We start from the raw sequence: 22,152 nt of genomic DNA, 5'->3' as shown, positions 1-22,152 counted from the left end.
CATGACGACGGGATCAGAGTACGTCCGCGACGCGGATGCGGCCCTCGAGGAGGCCTACGAGGAGCCGATGAGCCTCGCGGAGTACGTCGATCGCGTCTTCTCACAGCCATCGATCGCCGCCCACGCCTCGCTGTATCTGCTCTCTGCGATCGAGGCAGGAGGAACACGGCCCGTCGTCGAGGAGGGCGAAGAGCGCGAGCGCTATCGCTTCTTCGACGACCCGGCCAACGACGGCGAACACGCGGTCCTCGGCAACACCGAGGTGCTGAACCGGTTCGTCGACGACCTCCGAGTGATCGCCGCAGGGAGGGGAAAGGAGGAGAAGATCGTCTGGTTCGACGGGCCGACTGCGACGGGGAAATCCGAACTCAAGCGGTGTCTGATCAACGGGCTGCGAGAGTACTCGAAGACGCCCGAGGGCAGACGGTACACCGTCGAGTGGAACGTCGTGACGGCCGACAGCTCGCCCTCGCTCTCGTACGGCGACTCCCCCTCGGTCGACGAGTCGAACTGGTACGAGAGCCCGGTCCAGAGCCACCCACTGTCGGTCTTCCCCCCGGAGACGAGGGCGCGACTGCTCGCCGACTTACAGGACGAGTCGGGCGATCACGTCCCGGTCAGGCTGCCGACGGACCTCGACCCGTTCAGCCGCGAGGCCTACGACTACCTGGAGGAGCACTACCGACGGGAGGGGAAACACGAGCTGTTCTCCGCGATCACCGACCCGCGACACCTCCGGGTGAAGAACTACGTCGTCGACGTCGGCCGCGGGATCGGCGTGCTCCACTCCGAGGACGACGGCAGTCCGAAGGAGCGGCTCGTCGGCAGCTGGATGGCGGGGATGCTCCAGAAGCTCGATTCGAGGGGCAGGAAGAACCCACAGGCGTTCAGCTACGACGGCGTGCTCAGCCAGGGTAACGGGTTACTGACGATCGTTGAGGACGCCACCCAGCACGCGGACCTACTCCAGAAGCTGCTCAACGTCCCCGACGAGCGACAGGTGAAACTCGACAAGGGGATCGGGATGGACGTCGACTCGCAGCTACTGATCATCTCGAACCCGGACCTCGACGACCAGCTGAACCAGCACGCCGACCGCAACGGAACGGACCCGCTGAAGGCGCTGAAACGGCGACTCGATCGACACGAGTTCCGCTACCTGACGAACCTCTCGCTCGAGTGCGAGCTGCTCCACCGCGAGCTGACCGGAGAGACGAGCGTCTGGGAGGTCCCGGAGGACGAACGCGAGCGTCGGATCCGCGCGCCGGTGTTCGTCGAGGTGAGCGACGCCGACGGGGCCGTGCGGGAGCGAGAGCTCGCCCCGCACGCGATCGAGGCGGCGGCGATGTACAGCGTCGTCTCCAGGCTCGACGACGGCGACCTTCCCGACGGGCTCTCGCTGATCGAGAAGGCGATCGTCTTCGACCGGGGGTATCTCGCCGACGGCGACGAGCGCCGGGAGAAAGAGGAGTTCCCGTTCGGCGAGGGTGCCGGCGACGGCGTCCACGGCATTCCGGTGACCTTCACCCGTGACGTGATCGCGGAGCTGCTCGGCGAGCGCGCAGAACGCGACCATCCGACACTGGCGGTCGAGGACGTCCTCATGCCGCGTGACGTGCTCAACGCGATGGTCGAGGGGCTGGCCGACGCACCGGTGTTCTCCGAGGCCGAACGGTCGGAGTTCGAAGAGCGCCTCGTCCCGGTGAAGAACTACGTCTTCGAGCGTCAGGAGACCGACGTGGTCGACGCGATCATGGACGAGAAACGCGTCGAGGCCGAAACCGTCTCCGAGTACGTCGAGCACGTCTACGCCTGGACCACCGACGAGACGATACCGACCGACCGCGGCGAGGTTGAGCCCGACCCGCTGAAGATGAAGGTCTTCGAGATCGAACACCTCGGCCGGTTCGACGAGGACGACTACGCCGGGACCGAGCCGACGACGCCGGTCGCCCGGTTCCGCCGGGAGAAGATCGTCACGGCGCTCAACCGTCACGCCTGGAAACACCGGACCGAGGACTTCCGGATCGAGGACGTGAACGTCCTCGAGATCCCGGTCGTGAGAGACGTCCTGGAGAGCCACGACTGGGACGACGTCGCACGGGTCTACGACGACCTCGAACCGCGGCTCTGGGACGACCCACCGGCGAACACCGAGACCGCGGCGATCAAGGAGCGGACGATCGAGACGATGGTCGAGCTGTTCGACTACACCGAGGCGTCGGCCGAACTGACCAGCCGCCACGTGATGGGGCAGGTGAGCTACCGATGGGACTGAGGGACGACCTCGACCGCTACCGGGCGGTCGGCGAGGCGAAACGACAGGACCTGGCCGAGTTCATTCAGTACGGCGACCTCGGGAGGAGCGGCGCGACCCAGGTCCGGATCCCGATCAAGATCGTCGACCTCCCGGAGTTCGCCTACGACGTCCGGGACAGGGGCGGCGTCGGCCAGGGCCAGGGCGGCACCCCACAGCCCGGCGATCCGGTCGGCCAGCCACAGCCTGGCGACGACGAGGGCGACGGCGACCCCGGAGAGGAGGCAGGCGAGCACGAGTACTACGCGATGGACCCCGAGGAGTTCGCCCAGGAGCTCGACGAGCGTCTCGGCCTTGACCTCGAGCCGAAGGGAAAGCGCGTCGAGACCGAGGAGGAGGGCGACTACACCGACCTCACCCGGGCCGGCCCCGACAGCACGCTCGACGTTGAGCGGCTGTTCAAGGAGGGCCTGAAACGAAAGCTCGCGATGGACTACGACGAGGAGTACGTGCGCGAACTGCTCCGCGTCGAGGGGATGAGCGCGAAGGAAGCGTTCCGGCTCCTGCGAGAGGAGCACGTCCCCATCTCGATGGGGGCGGTCGAGGAGATCCAGAGGAGCGTAGCGGACGACGAGCGCGACCGGTGGCCCTCCGTCGAGGCGATGCGCGAGGCGGTCGAGCGCACGCCGATCACCGAGCGGATCCGACGCGAGGGACTCGGCCACGTCCCGCTCCGCAGGGAGGACGAGCGCTACCGATACCCCGAGCGCGTCACCGTCCCCCAGCACAACGTCGTGGTCGTGAACATCCGCGACGTCTCGGGCTCGATGCGCGAGGACAAACGCGAGCTCGTCGAGCGGACGTTCACCCCACTCGACTGGTATTTAACGGGTAAGTACGATACCGCGGAGTTCGTCTACATCGCCCACGACGCCGAGGCGTGGGAGGTCGACCGCGAGGAGTTTTTCGGCATTCGATCGGGCGGCGGGACGAAGATATCGAGCGCGTACGACCTCGCCGCGGAGATCCTCGACGAACGGTACCCCTGGAGCGAGTGGAACCGCTACGTCTTCGCCGCAGGCGACTCGGAGAACTCCTCGAACGACACCGAGGAGAAGGTGATCCCGATGATGGAGCGGATCGACGCGAACCTCCACGCGTACGTGGAGACCCAGCCCTCCGGCGGGGCGATCAACGCGACCCACGCCGAGGAGGTCGAACGCCGCCTCGGCGACCGCGAGAACGTCGCCGTGACGTACGTCACCGGCGCCGACGACGTGATCGACGCGATCTACGAGATACTCAGTACGGAGGACGGACGATGATCGACAGACGCCACAGGACGCGGAGGATCGCAGACGAGCTAGAGGAGCCCGTGCGCGAGGCCGCGGCGCTCGCACACAGACTCGGCCTGGAACCATTCCCGGTGAACTACTGGATCGTCGACAACGACGAGATGAACCAGCTGATCGCCTACGACGGCTTCCAGGATCGCTATCCCCACTGGCGCTGGGGGATGAAGTTCGACCGCCAACGAAAGACCAACCAGTTCCTCGGGGGCAAAGCGTTCGAGATCGTCAACAACGACGACCCCGCCAACGCCTTCCTCCAGGAGTCGAACTCGCTGGCCGACCAGAAGGCGGTGATCACCCACGTCGAGGCGCACTCGGACTTCTTCGCGAACAACCGCTGGTTCGGCCTGTTCGCCGCCGAACGGGGGAGCGCCGGCGTCGACGCCGCCGCGATGCTCTCGGCACACGCCCGGCGGATCGAGTCGTTCATCGACGACCCCGAGATCGACCGAAACGACGTCGAGCGGTTCATCGACGACGTACTCTGCGTACAGGACGTGATCGACCAACACGCCTCGTTCTCGCGGGACCTCGACGTAGAGGGAGGCGAGGTCGACCCGGCGGACATCGAGGAGGCGCTCGACGGTCTCGGGCTCTCCGAGGCGGTCAGACACGAGGTGTTCGACGAGGAGTGGCTCGAACGCCACCGGAAAGAGGAGGGCGGCGGGACGTTCCCCGAGGAGCCGGTCTCGGACCTGCTCGCCTTCCTCCGGGAGTACGGAAAGCGCTACGACGAGGAGTCGGGTCGGGCCAGGGAGTTCGAGCCGTGGCAGCGCGAGACGGTCGAGATCCTGCGCCGGGAGTCGTACTACTTCGCCGGCCAGCGGATGACGAAGGTGATGAACGAGGGCTGGGCTGCGTACTGGGAGTCGATGATGATGGGCGAGGAGGGCTTCGCCGAGGCCGACGAGTTCCTCTCGTACGCCGACCACCAGGCGCGCGTGCTCGGCTCGCCCGGACTCAACCCCTACAAGCTCGGAAAGGAGCTCTGGGAGTACCTCGAGAACGCGACGAACCGCCGGGAGGTGATCGACAGACTGCTGCGCGTCGAGGGCGTCACGTGGCGGAATTTCCACGACGTGGTCGACGTCGATTCGGTCCTGGAGACGCTCTCGCCCCCCGAGGCGATCTCCCGGATCGGCTCGGACAGCTTGGCGGCGCTCCACGACGTCGACGACGCGCTCGTCGACGCCGAGGCGCTCGCGCGCGCCGAGGCCGGCGAGGTCGACGTCGATCGCTACCCCTGGAAGCTGCTCACCTACGAGGGGCTGGCGCTCCGACACTACTCGCTCGCGAAGCCACAGAACCGTGGGTTCCTCAAACGGACCAGACAGTCCGAACTCGAGCGGATCGGCCGGTACATCGTCGACGACGCTCGGTACGCGAGCGTCGAGGAGGCGCTCTCGGCGGTCGATCACGCCGTGGGCTGGAACCGGATGTACGAGGTGCGCGAGGGTCACAACGACGTGACGTTCATCGACGAGTTCCTCACCCAGGAGTTCGTCGACGAGAACCACTACTTCACCTACGAGTACGCCCACGCGACCAACGACTACCGCGCGACATCGACCGACTACGAGGACGTGAAGAAGAAGCTGCTGTTGCAGTTCACCAACTTCGGGAAACCGACGATCCGCGTCCACGACGCGAACTACGAGAACCGGAACGAACTGCTCCTCGGACATCGGTACAACGGCATCGCCCTCGACGTCGAACAGGCGAGACAGACGCTCAAACGGCTGTTCGAGCTCTGGGGCCGGCCGGTGAACCTGATGACGATCGTAAAGGAGCTCTCCGAGAAGGACGTGGAAGTAGCCCGACGGCGAAACCGCGAGCCAGAACCGACCGAACGAGGGATCATCCTCCGGTACGACGGGACGAACTTCGACGTCGCGGACCTCGCAGAGGACCTGGTGGCCGAGATCGAAGCCGACGACATCGACTACGACACCCGGCCGGCCGAGTGGCTCGCCTGAGAGCGGTTTTTTCACCCTCCGAGACGTAGCGTCGGTATGCCACGGGCGATCACCGCCGAGAAGCTCCGACAGCTCCAGGACGGCGAGGAGTCGTTCGCGCTCGTCGACACGCGCGCGACGGAGGACTACGAGGGCTGGCGCGTCGCCGGCGCATTACACTTCCGTCACACCCCCGATCACGAGTTCGACGCCGGGGCGTTCGAGGAGGAGACGGGGCTCACCCCGGAGGACGAGGTGATCACGATCTGTGCGAAAGGGAAGTCCTCGTCGTCGCTTGCGAACGCGCTCGCCGACGCTGGCTACGAGAACGTCGCGTTCGTCCAGGACGGGATGGAGGGCTGGAGCCGGATCTACGAGGTGGCCGTCGTCCCGACACACGACCCCGACGTCGAGATCATCCAGGTCCAGCGCCGCGCGAAGGGCTGTCTCGGCTACGTCGTCGGCTGCGCGTCGGCCGGTGAGGCAGCCGTGATCGACGCGACGCGACACACCGAGGAGTTCGTGAGCGTGGCGGCAGACGCCGGTTACGAGATCACCCACGTCCTCGACACGCACGTCCACGCCGACCACATCTCCGGCGGACGGGCGTTGGCAGAGGAGATCGGGGCGAGCTACCACCTCGGCGAGCGGGCGACCGAACGCGAGGTCGCGTACGAGTTCGATCCCCTGGGACGGAACGAGGTCGTCACCGTCGGCTCGGTACCGATCAAGGCGCTCTTCACGCCGGGCCACACCGGCGAGATGGTGAGCTACCTCGTGGCCGACGAGGCGGTCTGCACCGGCGATACGCTGTTCGTCGATTCGGTAGGGAGGACCGAACTCCAGTTCGGCGAGGGAGAGGCACGCGAGGGCGCGGCGCTGCTCTACGACTCGCTGCACGCGACGCTCCTCAGCCAACCGGACACGGTCGCGCTCCTCCCGGGGCACTTCTCGGTGAGCAACGACGGGGAGTACGGCGTGGTCTCGCCGGGCGAGCCGATCACGGTGACGATCGGCGACCTCCGAACCGGCCTCGGGCTGCTCGAACTGGACAGAGAGGAGTTCGTCGAGGCGATCACCGCGCGGCTCCCCGAGAAACCGCCGAACTACGAACGGGTGATCGAGATCAACACGGGTCGGCGCGAGGTGGCCGACAGCGAGGAGGCGATCGAACTCGAACTCGGCCCCAATCGGTGTGCGGCGACCGGCGACTGACGGGTCCGTGAAGTCGACGCCGGACCGGTCGCTCCGGCGGCCGGAGAGCGGTCTACCGACCGTTCGGGACCGATCGCCGGCTCGTGTCGGTAGAGGACGGCGCCATTGGCGACGAAGAACACACCCCCGTTCCCCGTCCTCGCTCGTCCGACGGTCCGAGCCGGTCGCCACGTCGACGAAGTCCTCGAAGGAGTCATCTCGATCCCTGCTCGTGGGCTCGGGCGCTACCCCGACCGATCGGTCGTAGCTCCTCACGCGCGAGTAGCATCGGAGTTCGTGAGAGTATGAGGAAGGGATTTCGGGGATCCGCTCTCGCACGGACGCCATACCGGCACGAACGTACACGTAGTTGTCACGTACCGATACCATTCGATTTCACGCTCACCCATACCCGTAAGGGTTCGAAAAACCGCCCCTTCGAGGCGCCTCTCCGACTCGAACGCCGTGCGATCCAAATCGGTAGGTCGGGCCATCTCTACGCTTAATTCGACGTTTAGACGGGGTACAATGTCATTAGTTATTAGATCGGGAACAGACAGTTCAGGTGACCGCTGGCCTTGCGTGGGCAGGGGTGGGGAGACCATGAGCACTGACACAGTATCCGCCACGGACGCCGGGGAGCTACAGACACCGACGACCCCTACGATCAGACGAGAGGACATCTTCGAGGTGTTGAGCAACGACCGCAGACAGCAGGTGCTCAACTACATGAAACACCGGGAGGGGGAGTCAGTACAGCTCCGCGAGCTCGTCGATCACGTCGCCGCCTGGGAGAACGACACCACCGTCGAGCGACTCGACTCCTCCGCGCGCAAGTGCGTCTACACGGCACTCAGACAGTCACATCTCCCGAAGCTCGACGAGTACGACATCGTCGAGTACGACGCGCGACGTGGGGAGGTGGAGCTAACCGAGGGCGCCCGCGAGGTTCAGATGTACCTCGAGTACGCTCCGAGAAACGACGTCCCGTGGTCGCACTACTACCTCGGTCTGTCGGGAGTCGCGGCGCTTCTCACGCTGGTGACCTGGGCGGGAGTCGGCCCGTTCGCCGGGCTCGCTGGGCTCTCGCTCGCGGGCATCCTGGTCGCGCTCTTCGCGACGAGCGCGGTGGTTCACACCTACCAGTCACGGATGAACCTCCTGGGCAGCGAGGAAGCGCTGGAACCCTGATTGGCCCTGCTCCGACGGCTTGTAGGTCGTGGCGATCGCTGGGCCGATCGGAGGACCGTGAGAGAACGCGAGGAGAACACGGGATGAATCCCGTGATGGAGCGATGGGTGACGCTCGAGAGGACTTGGTTGGGACGCCAGCAGTCTAATCTTTCGGGAGATCGATCCATCGCATGATACGAGTTCGGAGACGGACCCCAACGAGAACGAGGCCGAAGAGGAGGACGGATCCGATGGCGGCCGAGTTACACGCGCTCTTCGATCGGTGTTCAGGCCGATCGTCGTCGCGTGTTCTCTCGGGTTGTCGAACGCTAACGGGAGATTACAGATCGTCGCTCCGGATTAATGTATCGATCCGTTCGAAGGTAACCATCGGCAAGAATGATACTTCATGGCGATGAATGGGGAACCAGGGGGAGGGGACAGCGTCGTCTGTCCGCATTCCGAAGGGAAAACAAATGATGAATTCGGCGCGACGATTCGACGAAGGCGAGATTCACGACATACTGCGCAACGACCGTCGTCGCGCGGTCATCACCGTTCTCGACGAACGGGGTGGGTCGGCGACGATCCGAGAGCTCTCGGAGCGGATAGCGACCCTCGAGAGCAACGAGGATCCACCGCCACGAAACCTGAGACAGAGCGTCTACGTCTCGCTCCACCAGACACACCTCCCGAAGCTCGACGCGCTCGACATCGTCGACTACGATACGGATACGAAGCGTGTCGAACTCCGGGAGGAGTCGGCCGACGTCAAGGCGCACATGGGCTCGCCGGAGCCCGACCGCTGGCCGTTTCAGCTCGTCATCGGGGTGAGCGTCCTCGGATCGGTGTTCTCCGTCGCGGTTCTCGCGGGGTTCGACACCGTCCTCGCGGCCGGGGCGATCGTCAGCTTCGGAACGCTGATCGCGGTCGGCGCGTACGCGCTCTGGGGTCCGTGAACAGTCCTAGTGTTCGGGGAGTATTCACATCTCTATCCTTATAAATCTGCGGTGTCTTCCATCCAGTACACTGGATCCGACCACTTTCAGTCGACGATCGCCCATCACACGTGATCGGATACGTAGGGGAGGGGCTCTCGGGGCGGGCAGTCCGGGTCTACGCACCGGCTAACAGGTTCTTAGTGAGGACCGAAACGTGATGAACGGTACGCGACATTTATATTATCAGAATATCGTATACGTTAGTGAGACCATGAGCGTTCCAACGATCCCTGATGAAGACCCCGCCCCAGATAACCGTCCCGGTCTGGAGCGAGACGACGTGTTCCACCTGCTACAGAGCGGGCGTCGACGGGCCGTGTTGAGCTACCTCCTGACTCACGAGGAGGAGACCTACGTGATGCGCGACATCGCGGAGGCGATCGCGGCCTGGGAGAACGAGACGACGGTAGAGGCGCTGAGTTCGAGCCAGCGCCAGCGGGTCTACATCGCGCTCTATCAGTCTCATCTCCCGAAGCTCGACGAGTACGGGGTGATTGAGTACGAACAGTCCCGCGGAACGGTCGTCCCGACGGAGCTCGCCTCGCTGTTCGGACCCTACATCGAGGACGAGTTCCGGGGAGAGACCGCGGTGACCGGGTCCGATGGCTCGGACCCGGGCGAAGACACCGGTATCGTCCGTTCGATCCGCTCGATCCTCCGGTAGCGAGGGAGAACGGTCATCCGATCGGACCGTACGCCTCCGGGGGGTCGCGGTGTCCCGATGCCTGCTCGTAGGCGTACGCGAGTTCGAACAGGCGTGGCTCCCCGAACGATCGGCCGAGGAGTTCGACACCGACGGGAAGTCCTCCATCCGTGTACCCTGCGGGCACGACGATCGCAGGCAGTCCCGTGTGGGCGGCGAGTTCACAGCGCATCTCGCTGAACGGCTGACGCTCGGGGAGCGCAACGGGTGGAACGGCAGAAGGCGGGTAGACCAGCGCATCCAGCCGCTCGTTCGCCATCCTCGCGAGGGTATCGACGCGAAGCTCCCCCCGGAGCGCGAGTCGCTTCAGGTACTCCCGACTCTCTCCTACGGTTTCGGCGTCGACGTCGAGGATCCCGGCGTCCTCGATGCGCTCGCGTATCCACGGGTGGATCTTCCCGGAGTCGACGATGGCCTCGAGCGTGTTCGGGACCCCCTCACGCCCGCCGAGATACCGGTTCAGATCGCGTCCGAACTCCAGGCCGACGAGGCGCGCCGCGTCGAGTCGTTCCGGGTCGGCGACCCGGACGGGATCGAAGACGGTCGCACCCGCAGCCACCATCTCCTCGATCGCTCGTTCCGTTATCTCCGTCACCGTCGCTGCCCCCTCCTCGAGGTCGAGTGATTCGTCGGACAGCCCGAAGAACGACCGAACGACGCCGATCCGAGCGCCCTCGAGTCCCCGCTCGTCGAGGTGGGAGACGTATCCGCCGGATGGCCGAGCGTCGTGGCCCGTCGCGGTGGTCGGGTCCGCCGGGTCGTAGCCGACCAGGACGTCGAGCATCCGGGCAGCGTCTTCGACCGTCCGGGCGATCGGCCCGGGGGTGTCCTGTGTCGTCGAGAGGGGGACGATACCGGTTCGGCTCACGAGGCCCGTCGTCGGCCGAACTCCGACCAGAGCGTTGAACGCCGGTGGGGACCGCACCGACGAACAGGTGTCGGAGCCGGTTCCGAGCAGACCGAGGTTCGCGGCGATGGCCGCGGCCGTCCCCCCGCTCGATCCCGAGGGTCGATGCGACAGCGAGTAGGCGTTTTTCGTCTCGCCGCCCAGCGAACTGACCGTATCGACCCCGAACGAGAGCTCCTGGAGGTTCGCCTTCGCCAGGACGATAGCGCCGGCGTCGCGGAGTCGTTCCACCACGAACGCGTCTTCGTCGGGGCGAGAGCCCGCGAGCGCCTCCGATCCTGCCGTCGTCGGCAGGTCGTACGTGTCGTGGTTGTCCTTCAGGACGATCGGGATCCCGTGGAGCGGACCGGAGAGCCCCTCCCGTTCGAAGGTCGCGTCGAGTTCGGCCGCCCACTCGCGAGAAGTCGGGTTGACGGCCAGTATCGACCGGAGCTCGTCGTCGTACGCGTCGATCCGTTCCAGGTACCGGTCGACGAGACCGACCGCGGTCATCGTCCCCGCCTCGAACGCCGCGTGGACGTCACCGACGGTCGCTTCGATCGGATCGACGGACTCCCCGTTCATACGCGGTGAGAGTCGGTCGGGGGTGATAGTCCCTGCCGTAGCGTCAATCGATCCCGTGATTCGGCGACGCCGCCGTCTCCGCGACCGTCGATCTGACTGGCGCTCGCAGCAAACGAACGTCTCGTCCCACGTTCGAGTCCGGGTTCGCCGACGGCGCACGTACTCGGTGTACCGTCGAGAGATCACACCGAGGGGGATCCGCTCCCGAACCGGTTTCGAGTCGGATTCGGGTTCGTCGTTCCCGGTTCGTACGCTCCTGACGTCCCGACGAGTGTGACGGGGGAACAGTACGATTATGCTTCCGTATCCCCACGGTGGTCTATGAAAACCCAGGCGATAGAACTCTTCGTGCAGGTCGCGCTCGTACTGAGCTATTCACTCGTCGCTGGTGTGCTTACCCTCGCAGGGTTCGTGATCGAATACAATACCTTCCTGCTGGCTGGCTCGGGTGATCTCACGCTCGCACTCTGGATGAGTGCGTTCGGATTGATCGCGTTCGGGTTGGCCTACGTAGTGCTGAGTCGGAAGCTACTCCCGCAGATTCGGATGGTCAGGGCTTGATTCGGGTCCCTCGACGGCGTCGGTCTCCGAGTGGAAAGTCCGGACCGGACCCCTATTCGAAAAGGCCATAGACACCTCTTTGTAGTGTCGGGACTCGTACCTCTACAGTGAGTCCTTCGACCGGAGACGCTCGGCTTCTCGTCGTTCCACTCGCCCGCGGACGACACGTGTGTTCGATGCTCACAGCCGAGTTGGTGTGAAACGCTCGACTCGAAAACCGCTGTAGGATCCGACCGATGCGTGATCGTTCCGGCCACCTATCCGAACGCCGTGGAGATCCACGCAGTCGACGGGAAGTACGCGGTCGATCGGCGGTTCGTCTGCCGGTCGTCGATCGCTCCGCACGAGTCACGATCCCGGCCACCCAATCGATTCCTACCCGGGAAAGAGGCTCTCGGGGAGATACGCCGAGACGACCCAGTTCGGTGCATCGACGACTTCGTTGATCTTCAGGTCGACCGCCACCGAACAGAGGATGTACGCCTCGTCCCGAGAGAGGCGTCGCTCGTCGTGGAGATGGTCGATCATCTGACCGACCGCCTTTTTGCTCGCGGTCATCAGGTCGTCGGCGATACCGGTCGTCGCGAACATCGGCTCGTCGACCCCTGTCGGGGTGAACGGCCCGGTCGTCCGGAACTGTGGCTCCTCGATCGACATGTCTCTTCTGAGATCCAGCCGTGCGGTCACCGACATCGCCGCCTCGATCGCGGTGACACAGACCTCGCCGTCGCCCTGAGCCGCGTGGCAGTCACCGATCGAGAACAGCCCCGTTTCGACTTCGATCGGGAGGTACAGCGTCGAACCGGCGGTGAGGTGTTTGATATCGACGTTGCCGCCGACCCGCCGTGGAGGTGTCGTCGCGTGGACACCGTCCGCGGCGGGAGCGACACCGATACACCCCGGGAACGGGTCGACCGGTACCTCTATCCCGTCGACGAACTCGGCGACGCCGTCATCGATCTCCCAGACGTACAACCCCGGATCGTCAAACGCGTCCGGGAGCAGCCCCTTCCCGGCGTCCCCCTCGTAGAAGTACGTGAACCCGTGTCCGCGCTCCTCGAAGCCGAGCAGTTCGACTTCGAGGACGTCGCCCGGCTCCGCACCCTCGACGGCAACCGGACCGGTGAGCGGATGCCCCTCGAACGTCAGCGAGCGAAGCATCTCGACGGTCGTCTTGGGCCCGATCTCGCCGTTCGAGGCGTCCCGACAGTCGAAGCGGACGGTCTCGCCGGGAGCGACCGTCAGAGCGGGCTTGCGTTCGGCGGACCAGTCGTAGTGAACGTTAGATTCGTCGTCGGAGAGTCGATGATCGACGGTCGGGTGGCGTTCGGTCACGGTACCGGGGTCGGTGCGGCCCCCTATCAAGCGTCCGGTCACACGGAGTCACGGGTGACGGCCGACGGCACGAACGCGGGAGTCCGGATCGCAACCGTCTTATCGTCAGGGACTGAATGAACGTTCAATCAATGGGCTCGGGAGGACTCTTCGACGACGAACCGGCCGACACGCGCGAGGCGATCATGCAGGCCACCTACCGCGCGCTCCGAGCACACGGTTACGCCGGGCTGACGATCCAGCGGATCGGCGACGAGTTCCCGAAGAGCAAGTCGTTGCTCTATCACCACTACGACGGGAAGGACGACCTCTTGCTCGAGTTCCTCTCGTTCATGCTCGAGCGGTTCGAGGAGACGATCCCCGATCGCGAGTATGGGGACGCACGCGAACACCTCCGGGGGATCGTCGACCACGCGGTCCCGGAGACGATCCACCCCGAGCGAGCCGAGTTCAGGGCCGCGATGGTCGAACTCCGCGCGCAGGCCGCCACCGACGAGGCCTACCGCGAGCACTTCACCCGGAACGACAGGTTCTTCCGCGAGCGTTTCGCCGCGGTCGTCCGTCGGGGGATCGAGGAGGGCACGTTCCGCGAGGTCGAGCCGGACCGGGTCGCCGCGATGCTGCTCGCGACGGTCCACGGTGCGATGCAGGAGGCGGCGACGACCGACGCGGCCGAGACCGCCCGGATCCGTGAGGAGCTTTTCGCCTACATCGAACGTCGACTACTGACGGCCGGGGCAGAATCCGGGGTGGTCGGGTGAGCGAGGGAGGATCGAACCGGTCGGTCGACGTCATCAACGGGAACCTGGTCTGGCCGCTGATCGTGCTCTCGGTGCCGATCGTCCTCACCAACCTGCTGATGGTCGGCTACAACCTCGCCGACACGTTCTGGGTCGGTCGTCTCGGCCAGGAGGCGGTCTCCGCGCTGTCCTTTTCGTGGGCGATCATCTTCCTCGTGATCAGCTTCGCGATCGGGTTCAACGTCGCCGGGACCGTGCTCGTCGCCCAGAACAAGGGTGCGGGCAACCTGAATCGGATCACGAGCGTCGCCGGACAGACGGTCACGTTCGTCTTCGCGCTCTCGATACTGTTCGCACTCCTCGGCTTCCTCCTCACGCCCTCGTTGCTCCGGCTTATCGGCGCCGAACCCGGTACCCTGGAGTACGACTACGCGCTCGTCTATACCCGGACGGAGTTCGTCGGGATGCCCTTCATCTTCGCCTTCTTCGTCTTCCAGTCGTTGCTCCAGGGCTGGGGTGACACCCGGACGCCGCTCTACCTCATGACGTTCAGCGTCGTGCTCAACGTCGTCATCGATCCGTTCTTCATCCTCGGGTTCGAGGAGAACGTCGTCTTCGCGTGGTTCGGCCTCGAGGCGCTCGAGGCCTCGCTGTACGCGACGACCGGTTTCGCGGGGTGGGAGGTCCAGGGTGCGGCGTTCGCGACGATCCTCTCGCGGGGGCTCGCCGCCGGGATCGGGATCTGGCTGTTGCTCTCGGGGTCGGTCGGCATCCAGCTCGCGCCCGGTGACTTCCGGCTCGAACTCGCTACGGTGAAACAGCTCGTCACGATCGGCGCGCCCGCGAGCATCGAGATCAGCACGAAGGCGTTCAGCGTGACGATCCTGACCGCGCTGGTCGCGCTGGCCGGTCCGACCGCGGTCGCCGGCTACGGGATCGGGACCCGCGTCACCTCGATGGTCGTGCTCCCAGCGCTCGGACTCGCGCGCGGGGTCGAGACCGTCGTCGGCCAGAACCTCGGGGCGAGACAGGTCGACCGCGCGAAGCGGGGCGTCCTCGCCGGTGCCGCGCTCATCGCCGGCTGTCTGCTGCTGTTCAGCGCCTTCGTCTACGCCTTCGCCGACCCGATCGTCGGCGTCTTCATCACCGGATCGGGTGCCGGGGAGGTGACCGCCATCGGTGGGGAGTATCTCCGGATCGTCAGTCTCTCGTTCGTCTTCCTCGGCGTCTTCTACATCGTCCAGGGGGCGTTTCGCGGCAGCGGCAGCACGCGAGTCGCCATGACGTTCGCGATCATCGGCTTCATCGTCCTCCGGCCGCTGCTCGCCTACGGCTTCGCCGAACCCCTCGGGATGGACGCGACCGGGGTCTTCGTCGGGGACGCACTGACCAACGTCGTCATCGTCCTCATCGCGGGGGCGTACCTCCTCAGGGGGACCTGGACCGAGAGCGTGATCGAGAGGGAGGCAGACCGAGACCCCGTCGCCGAGACCGGAGAGCCCCCGACGCCGGTGGGAAGCGGGTTCGAGGACGACTGATCGGTCGCTACCGACCTCGCGAGGAGGGGAACTCCCCTTGCACGGGGAGACGACCTCGTGAGGTAGCCGATCGAACGTACTTATCGGTACGGAGCGTGGTCGGGACCGTGTCCGAGACCGATCACTGGACGTCCGGGCCGACCGACCCACACGGTGCGCCCCCGGCGCCGGATGGCTACGCCGATCCCTACTCGTTCGTCTATCCGACGGTGGTGGTGCTGGTCGGTTCGTCTCTCCTGGGCGTCCTCTCGCTCGCGGGCGTCGTCGGCCTCCTCTGGGAACTGCAGGGTCCCGCGCTGTTCGCGGCGTTCACCGACGTGACGGTCGACGGCGAGACGACGGCCTACTCGGTCGACCTGATCGCCATCGGCGTCCCGGTTCTCGTCGCGCTGGTCCTCACGGCCGTCGTCCACGAACTGGTCCACGGCGCGGTGTTCGCTCACTACGGCCACGAGGTGAGCTACGGCGTCGCCCCGGCGATGGGGGCGTTCTACGCGGGCGCCTTCGGCCAGTTTCAGGAGCGCGAGGCGCTCCTCCGCGTCGGCCTCGCACCGCTCGTCCTCGTCACGGCCGTCTGCGTCCCGCTGCTGATCGTTCCGATCCCGTTCGTCGCGATCACCGCGGCGTTCGTGCTGGTGCTGAACGGCTCCGGAGCGATCGTCGACCTCTATCTGGCCTGGCGACTCCGGCGGATGCCCCCCGGGACGCTCCTCTACGACGTCGACATCGATCGCTCGTACGTCTACGAACCGCTCGCCGGGGACGACCGGTCGTCCCCGGTCGAGTGACTACCTGCCGAACTCGTCGAGAAGCGCCTCCAGCGGTCGCTGGCCGGTGAGCTCGCCGAACGCACGGTCGACGACGAGCGCCCCCTGGAGCGCGTAGGAGGCCTTCTTGTACTTCAGCGCGAGCAGGGCGGTCCCGAAGTAGAGCAGCGCGCGGTCGTCGTTCCCGCGTTCGGCCTCGTAGAGCGACTGGCCGAGCAGCGTGAGGACGTTCAACTGGCCGGTACGGTCGCCGTCGAGGATCTCCTCGACCGGTCTCGCCGTCGACGGGCCGATGGGGGATGAAAACGGGTTCACGGACGTGCTACTCGCTCACACCGCTTAACGTCGCAGGATGCACGGGCAGGGAGCCGCTCGATACCCGTCACGAGACGCTCAGTGTGCGTGGCCGGTGACCTCTTCATAGGAGGCGCCGAAGCGTTCCTCGAAGAGCTCCATGGTCCGTTTTTCGACGGCCACGAGCTCCTCGTCCGGCTCGCCTTCCGTGTGGTGGGCGATGGCGTGGATCTGCTGGGCACAGGTCAGCATCGCCAGGTCGCCGACTATCTCCGCCGAGGACTCCTCCCCCGTTCGAAGCATCTCGAGGAGCCCGGTCGGGATCGAGAGGCGATCGGTCGAGCCCTCTTCCCCGTCGATCGTGAACGCCGTGGTTTCTGACATGGTTAGCGCTCGCTCCCCGCACTGAAACGTCTACTGGTGGCGATCGTGTCGGTTTCCCGTTCCCCCTTCGGGGTCGCCCGATCCCTCGTCCACACTGGCCCCACCTACATCGCCTTTCCCCCACACCGTCCCGCCCGACGTCCTCGTCTCGATAGCACGTCGTGTCGAGGCGGCGAACTGACCTCGATCGGACATCTCCGGACGGAGAGTGTTGATAGAATATAAACAGTTATGTCGCGTCTCGTCCTAGCACCCCTTGCCGAGGGGATACCGTTTGCCCCGTCCTTTCGGAACAGTCAGAGGCACCCTCTGGGGCTCTCTTCGTTCGAACCCGATCTCGGTCGCCACGCTACCGACCACTCACTCGCGTGTATCGTCGGCCGCGTTCGAGGAAACCTTTCCGAGCTCTCGGTCCCGCCTCGCTGACTCGGGGTCCCGATCCGCCGGATCGCCGTAGCCGCCGCCGCCCGGGGTCCTGATGCTCACGACGTCGCCTGGTCGGAGACGGTGTGTCGACTTCGCTGCCAGCTCTCGTTCCTCGCCGTCCCGGATGAGTTTGTCGTCCCCGCGGCCCCCCTTGCCACCGCCATGGACGCCGTAGGGTGCGTGGACCCGACGGTCCGCGAGGAGGCTGAACGAGGCCTCGTGACCCCGCACCTCGATGTCCCGGCGGAGGCCCAGCCCGCCCCGGAACTCGCCCGCTCCGCCCGAGTCCGGGCGGAGTTCGTACCGCTCGACGGCGAGGGGATAGGCAGTCTGGAGCACCTCGGCGGGCGTGTTCATCGTGTTGCTCATGTGGACGTGGACGCCGTCCATCCCGTCGCCGCTCGCGCGTCCGCCGAACCCGCCGCCCTGCGTCTCGTAGAACGCGTACGGTGTCCCCGTCCGCGGGTCGGTCCCCCCGAACGTGACGTTGTTCATCGTCCCCTGACACGCGCCGATCGCCCGCTCGGGTGCCGCTTCCGCGAGCGCGCCGAGGATCACGTCGGTCACCCGCTGAGAGACCTCCAGGTTGCCGCCGACGACGGCCGCCGGCAACGAGGCGTTCACCACCGTACCCTCCGGCGCGTCGATTTTGACCGGGCGGTAGGCCCCGTCGTTCGGCGGGATGTCCGGATCGGTCACACAGCGGACGGCGTAGTAGGTCGCCGACGCGGTGACGGCGAAGACGGCGTTGATCGCACCCTCGGTCTGGTCGGCGGTCCCATCGAAGTCCACCCCGATCGAGTCGCCGTCGATCGTCACCGCCGCCTCGATGCGGATATCCTCGGTTCCCTGACCGTCGTCGTCGAGCACGTCCGCGAACTCGTAGACGCCGTCGGGCAGGCGGTCGATCTCGGCACGCATCCGGCGTTCGGCGTAGTGCTGGATCTCCGTGATCGCCTCCTCAAGCCCGTCGGGACCGTACGTCTCGGCGAGTCCCCGAAGTCGATCCCGGCCGGTCTCGTTCGCCGCCTGCTGGGCGCGGAGGTCGCCGCGGCGCTCGTCGGGCGTCCTGACGTTGGCGAGGACGATCTCCATCACGTCCGCCGAGACCTCACCCTCCCGGTAGAGCTTGACCGGGGGGATCCTGATCCCCTCCTGGTAGATCTCCGTCGAGTCCGCCGCGACGCTCCCGGCGGTCGATCCGCCGACGTCGGCGTGGTGGGCGCGGTTCGCGGCCAGGGCGACGATCTCTCCCTCATAAAAGACGGGTGTCACGAGCGTGAGGTCCGGGAGGTGTGCCCCCCCTCGAAACGGGTCGTTGAGCAGCACCGCATCGCCCGGCGAGAGCGTCTCGGGTGGGTAACGGTCGAGGGCGGCCTCGACCGAAAAGGGCATCGCCCCGAGGTGGACGGGCATGTTCTCCGCCTGGCTGATCATCTTCCCCTCGCTATCGAACACCGCACAGGAGCAGTCCCGGCGCTCTTTGATGTTCGGCGAGTAGCCCGTCCGAATGAGGTTCGCGTTCATCTCCTCGGAGATGGCGGCACAGGCGTTCCGGATCACCTCGAGCGTCACCGCGTCGATCCCCGTCTCCCGCCTCTCGGCGCCTCCGCCCGACCGCCCGGAGTCGCTCATCGGCGAACCTCCACCGTGATCGTCCCGTACTCGTCGACGGTCGCCGACTGACTCGGTCTGATCACGACGGTGCTCTCGGTTCCCTCCACGATCGCCGGACCCTCGACCGTCGAGTCGACCGGGAGCCGCTCGCGGTCGTAGACCGGTGTCTCGTGTGCCTCGCCGTCGTAGACGACGGCCCGCTCGTCCCGGACCGCGTCCGCCGCCTCGTCACCCGTGGCGGCCGCGGCGAGCGTCGGCGTCTCGACGAGACCACGAGCGCGCAGACGCACCGTCACGAGCTCGACCGGCTCGTCGGGCGAGGCGTGGCCGTAGCGCCGTTCGTGCCGTTCGTCAAAGCGACGGGACGCGTCCGCGAGCGAGTCCTCCTCGAGCGCCCCCGAGAGCGGGACTGTGAGCTCGAACGACTGCCCCCGATATCTGAGATCGACCGCGCGCTCGATCTCGATCCGCTCGTCGTCGATCCCCTCGCTCGCGAGCCGGTCTGCCGCCTCCCGCTCGAACCGCTCGAACGTCGCCGTCAGATCCGAGGGCGAGACCTCCTCGAGTCGGCGGACCATCGACGTGCTGAAGTCGTGGATCAGGTCGGTGATCAGCAGCCCGAGCGCCGAGAGTACGCCGGCCGTTCGGGGGACGATCACCCGTGGAACGTCGAGCTCCTCGGCGAGCGAGGCGGCGTGCAGCGGTCCCGCGCCGCCGAAGGCGACGAGACCGAACTCCCGCGGGTCGTGACCACGCTCGACGCTCACGACGCGGAGCGCCCGCTCCATGTTCGCGTTGGCGACGTCGAGGATCCCCTGGGCCGCTTCCCGAACCGACATCCCCAGGGGGTCGGCGATCCGCTCGCTGACGACGCGCTCGACGCGCTCGACGTCGGCCTCCAGGTCTTCCGAGAGGAACGCGTCGGGATCGAGCCGCCCCAACAGGAGCTGTGCGTCGGTCACCGTCGGCTCCTCGCCGCCACGGCCGTAACAGACCGGGCCAGGATCGGCCCCGGCGGAGCGCGGTCCGACGCGGAGTGCGTCGCCCGCGTCAATCCACGCGATCGAGCCACCGCCCGCACCGATCGTGTGGACGGCGATCATCGGCACCCCGACGGGGTACTCGCCGACCTCCACCTCCGTCGAGACGACGGGTTCGCCACCACGAACGAGCGAGACGTCACACGAGGTCCCGCCCATGTCCATCGTGAGGACGTCCTCGACACCCAGGAGGCCGGCGACGTGCGCCGCCCCCTGGACACCCGCCGCCGGGCCGGAGAGCAGCGTGTTGATCGGGCGCTGTCGGGCCCGTTTCGCCCCGATGACCCCCCCGTTCGACTGCATGATCTGCAGCGTGGCCGGGATCTCTCGCTCCGCGATCGCCGACTCCAGACGGCCGATGTAGCTGTCCATCACCGGCTTCAGCGCCGCGTTGAGCGCGGTCGCGAGCGTCCGCTCGTACTCCCTGATCTCCGGGAGCACCTCACTCGACAGCGAGTACGACGTCTCGCTCCCCGCCTCCCGAAGCAGTTCCTCGGCCCGCCGCTCGTGATCCGCGTTCTCGAAGGCGAACAGAAGCGAGATCGCGACGCTCTCGACCTCCCGCTCCCGCAGCCGGTCGGCGACCGCCCGCACGCTCTCCTCGTCGAGCGGTACCTCGACCCGGCCACGTTCGTCGAGCCGTTCGGTCACCTCGTAGCGCAGATTCCGCTCGACGATCGGAACCGGCTTCGTCACGTCGAAGTCGTAGATGTCCGGGCGTGCCTGCCGACCGATCTCGAGGATGTCACGAAAGCCCTCGGTCGTGACGAGCGCGGTCGGCGCCCACTCGCGTTCGAGGACCGCGTTCGTCGCGACGGTCGTCCCGTGTGCGAAGAACTCGACGTCCCCGTACCCGAGGTCGAGGTCCTCGCGCGTCCGTTCGAGTCCGTCGACGACACCCTCGTCCGGCGAGGCCGGCGTCGACGGCGTCTTCGTCACGTGGAGCGAGCCGTCGGAGACCGTCACGACGTCGGTGAACGTGCCGCCGACGTCGACCCCGATCCGGTGGCGGGTCGATGACCGAGACATACCTGGCAATCACGACACCCCGTCTAAAACCCACGGAACGAGGCAGGCGCTCCGACCCCGGCGGCCGGGCGGCGCGCTCTCGATCGAGGGAACACGAGGTACTAGGTCCGGCGGGCGATCGCGATCCCCGCACACGCGGCGACGGCGTTCACCAGCGCGAGCAGGACGAACGCGCCGTCGTACCCGCCGGTGAGGTCCCGGAGCCGCCCCGTCACCGCCGGGAGGACGATCGCGGCCCCGTTTCCGGCGGCGACGACGATCGCGACCGCCGTCCCGTCACGACGCGACGCACCAGCCGTGATCTTGAAGATCGCACCGAACGGCAGGGAGACGGCCGCGAGCGCGAGCAGCGGGAGAAAGACGACGAGGAGCGAGCCATCCCCCACCAGCACGATCAGGAACAGCCCGACCGCACCGGCACCCGACGCGGCCGCGATGACGTGGCCGTCGTCGAGTCCCGGTCGGAGGATCGCGACCCCGCCACCGACGCGACCGAGCGAGGCCACGAGGAGGGCGATCGCGTTCAGCGGACCGATCACGCCGACGTCGTCGAAGTACGAGGTGACGAACGTCGAGAGGGTGATGTACGCCCCGAGCGTCGCGACGTTACAGACGGCGGCGAGGAGGACGAGACGGTTTCGGAGCGTCGCGAACCGGGGGGTCTCGGGGCCTGCCGGCGATCGGACTCCCTGTCCTGTGGGCGCGGTCTCCCCGGCGGCCCGTCGATCGACCCACAGCGCCACGATCGCCGGGAGCGCTACGAGCGCGCCGACTGCGTGGACGCCGAACCACCCCGTGGTACCGACGACCGCCGGGGTCACGACGAACGACGAGGCGCCGCCGAACGTGAACATCCCGCCGTTGACGCTCTGGTGCCAGGTCGCCGTCGAGCCGGTGTACACTCGCGAGATCTGCGTCGCACAGACGGTGACCGCGAGCCCGCCCGCGAACCCCCAGAGCCCGCGGAGGACGATAAGCCCCGAGAACGTCGTGCTCAGGTCGAGCGCGACCGCGAGCGCCGCGTTGACGACGACGACGCCCAGTAAGACCGGGAGCGTCGGCCGGTCGTCGACGAGCCGTCCGCCGATCAACTGGACCGCGACGAACGAGGCGAGCGCGGCGCTCATGAGCAGCCCGACGGCCGTGAAGCCGACGCCGAACTCGGCCATCACCACTCCCGGCACCGAGGCGTAGGAGAAGACGACGTAGCCGACGCTGAAGGCGGCCAGATGCGGTCCGAACCGAACCCCGAACCCTCTCGGTTCCTCCCTGATCGCGTCCACTGTCGACCGGAACTATCGGGCTATCGTCATAGC

Annotated in this window: 19 protein-coding genes; 11 read left to right on the top strand and 8 right to left on the bottom strand. The window is 66.6% G+C overall.

Annotated features, from left to right (window positions below; all coding sequences use genetic code 11):
* Position 1: 1 nt before the first annotated feature.
* The 7 genes from V2L32_RS15505 to V2L32_RS15475 all read left to right on the top strand — a co-directional run bounded on the left by V2L32_RS15505 (position 2) and on the right by V2L32_RS15475 (position 9,595).
* Entirely contained in the window at positions 2-2,278 is a 2,277-nt protein-coding gene (locus V2L32_RS15505; RefSeq protein ID WP_331233396.1) for a PrkA family serine protein kinase, read from the top strand.
* Positions 2,269-3,582, top strand: a complete 1,314-nt coding sequence (locus V2L32_RS15500) for a YeaH/YhbH family protein (RefSeq protein WP_331233394.1) — start codon at positions 2,269-2,271, stop codon at positions 3,580-3,582. The genes V2L32_RS15505 and V2L32_RS15500 overlap by 10 nt, the downstream gene beginning before the upstream one ends.
* The gene (locus V2L32_RS15495; protein ID WP_331233393.1) at positions 3,579-5,585 is read left to right on the top strand and encodes a SpoVR family protein; all 2,007 of its coding nucleotides are present in this window, start codon (positions 3,579-3,581) and stop codon (positions 5,583-5,585) included. Before V2L32_RS15500 ends, V2L32_RS15495 begins: the two co-directional genes overlap by 4 nt.
* A 36-nt stretch (positions 5,586-5,621) precedes the next feature.
* Entirely contained in the window at positions 5,622-6,779 is a 1,158-nt protein-coding gene (locus V2L32_RS15490) for an MBL fold metallo-hydrolase (protein ID WP_331233392.1), read from the top strand.
* Positions 6,780-7,361: 582 nt separating this feature from the next.
* Positions 7,362-7,949: a DUF7344 domain-containing protein gene (locus tag V2L32_RS15485; RefSeq protein WP_331233391.1), complete on the top strand. Its 588-nt coding sequence runs from the start codon at positions 7,362-7,364 to the stop codon at positions 7,947-7,949.
* 460 nt (positions 7,950-8,409) lie between these two features.
* Complete coding sequence (locus tag V2L32_RS15480) at positions 8,410-8,889, top strand: DUF7344 domain-containing protein (RefSeq protein WP_331233389.1); 480 nt, start codon at positions 8,410-8,412, stop codon at positions 8,887-8,889.
* 253 nt (positions 8,890-9,142) lie between these two features.
* On the top strand, positions 9,143-9,595 hold the full coding sequence (locus tag V2L32_RS15475) for a DUF7344 domain-containing protein (RefSeq protein WP_331233388.1): 453 nt from the start codon (positions 9,143-9,145) through the stop codon (positions 9,593-9,595).
* Between the two features lie 13 nt (positions 9,596-9,608).
* Here the strand turns inward: V2L32_RS15475 and V2L32_RS15470 are convergent, their stop codons facing one another.
* Entirely contained in the window at positions 9,609-11,105 is a 1,497-nt protein-coding gene (locus V2L32_RS15470; protein WP_331233386.1) for an amidase, read from the bottom strand.
* A 321-nt stretch (positions 11,106-11,426) separates the two neighbouring features.
* On the opposite strand from V2L32_RS15470, the gene V2L32_RS15465 reads away from it, so the two are divergent.
* Complete coding sequence (locus V2L32_RS15465) at positions 11,427-11,666, top strand: hypothetical protein (RefSeq protein WP_331233385.1); 240 nt, start codon at positions 11,427-11,429, stop codon at positions 11,664-11,666.
* 375 nt (positions 11,667-12,041) lie between these two features.
* On the opposite strand, the gene V2L32_RS15460 is transcribed toward V2L32_RS15465, so the two are convergent.
* Complete coding sequence (locus V2L32_RS15460; RefSeq protein WP_331233384.1) at positions 12,042-13,001, bottom strand: acetamidase/formamidase family protein; 960 nt, start codon at positions 12,999-13,001, stop codon at positions 12,042-12,044.
* A gap of 131 nt (positions 13,002-13,132) precedes the next feature.
* On the opposite strand from V2L32_RS15460, the gene V2L32_RS15455 reads away from it, so the two are divergent.
* The 3 genes from V2L32_RS15455 to V2L32_RS15445 all read left to right on the top strand — a co-directional run bounded on the left by V2L32_RS15455 (position 13,133) and on the right by V2L32_RS15445 (position 16,067).
* Positions 13,133-13,762: a TetR/AcrR family transcriptional regulator gene (locus V2L32_RS15455; protein WP_331233383.1), complete on the top strand. Its 630-nt coding sequence runs from the start codon at positions 13,133-13,135 to the stop codon at positions 13,760-13,762.
* The gene (locus tag V2L32_RS15450; RefSeq protein WP_331233382.1) at positions 13,759-15,279 is read left to right on the top strand and encodes an MATE family efflux transporter; all 1,521 of its coding nucleotides are present in this window, start codon (positions 13,759-13,761) and stop codon (positions 15,277-15,279) included. The genes V2L32_RS15455 and V2L32_RS15450 overlap by 4 nt, the downstream gene beginning before the upstream one ends.
* A 107-nt stretch (positions 15,280-15,386) precedes the next feature.
* Positions 15,387-16,067, top strand: a complete 681-nt coding sequence (locus V2L32_RS15445) for a DUF3267 domain-containing protein (protein ID WP_331233381.1) — start codon at positions 15,387-15,389, stop codon at positions 16,065-16,067.
* Here V2L32_RS15445 and V2L32_RS15440 read toward each other — a convergent pair whose 3' ends face one another.
* The 6 genes from V2L32_RS15440 to V2L32_RS15415 all read right to left on the bottom strand — a co-directional run bounded on the left by V2L32_RS15440 (position 16,068) and on the right by V2L32_RS15415 (position 22,119).
* A complete protein-coding gene (locus V2L32_RS15440) occupies positions 16,068-16,361 on the bottom strand; it encodes a hypothetical protein (RefSeq protein WP_331233379.1) in 294 nt (97 codons plus the stop codon).
* Positions 16,362-16,439: 78 nt separating this feature from the next.
* Positions 16,440-16,724 (bottom strand): DUF7545 family protein, encoded by a 285-nt coding sequence (locus tag V2L32_RS15435; protein WP_331233378.1) that lies wholly within the window; start codon positions 16,722-16,724, stop codon positions 16,440-16,442.
* A 30-nt stretch (positions 16,725-16,754) separates the two neighbouring features.
* A complete protein-coding gene (locus tag V2L32_RS15430; protein WP_331233377.1) occupies positions 16,755-16,919 on the bottom strand; it encodes a hypothetical protein in 165 nt (54 codons plus the stop codon).
* A gap of 165 nt (positions 16,920-17,084) precedes the next feature.
* A complete protein-coding gene (locus V2L32_RS15425) occupies positions 17,085-18,785 on the bottom strand; it encodes a hydantoinase B/oxoprolinase family protein (protein ID WP_331233376.1) in 1,701 nt (566 codons plus the stop codon).
* Positions 18,782-20,836: a hydantoinase/oxoprolinase family protein gene (locus V2L32_RS15420; RefSeq protein ID WP_331233375.1), complete on the bottom strand. Its 2,055-nt coding sequence runs from the start codon at positions 20,834-20,836 to the stop codon at positions 18,782-18,784. The genes V2L32_RS15425 and V2L32_RS15420 overlap by 4 nt, the downstream gene beginning before the upstream one ends.
* A 101-nt stretch (positions 20,837-20,937) precedes the next feature.
* On the bottom strand, positions 20,938-22,119 hold the full coding sequence (locus tag V2L32_RS15415) for an MFS transporter (protein WP_331233374.1): 1,182 nt from the start codon (positions 22,117-22,119) through the stop codon (positions 20,938-20,940).
* Positions 22,120-22,152: the final 33 nt, after the last annotated feature.

The organism is Halalkalicoccus sp. CGA53 (assembly GCF_036429475.1).
Lineage (GTDB): Archaea > Halobacteriota > Halobacteria > Halobacteriales > Halalkalicoccaceae > Natronorarus > Natronorarus salvus.
This window is presented reverse-complemented; position numbering and strand designations above follow the sequence as displayed.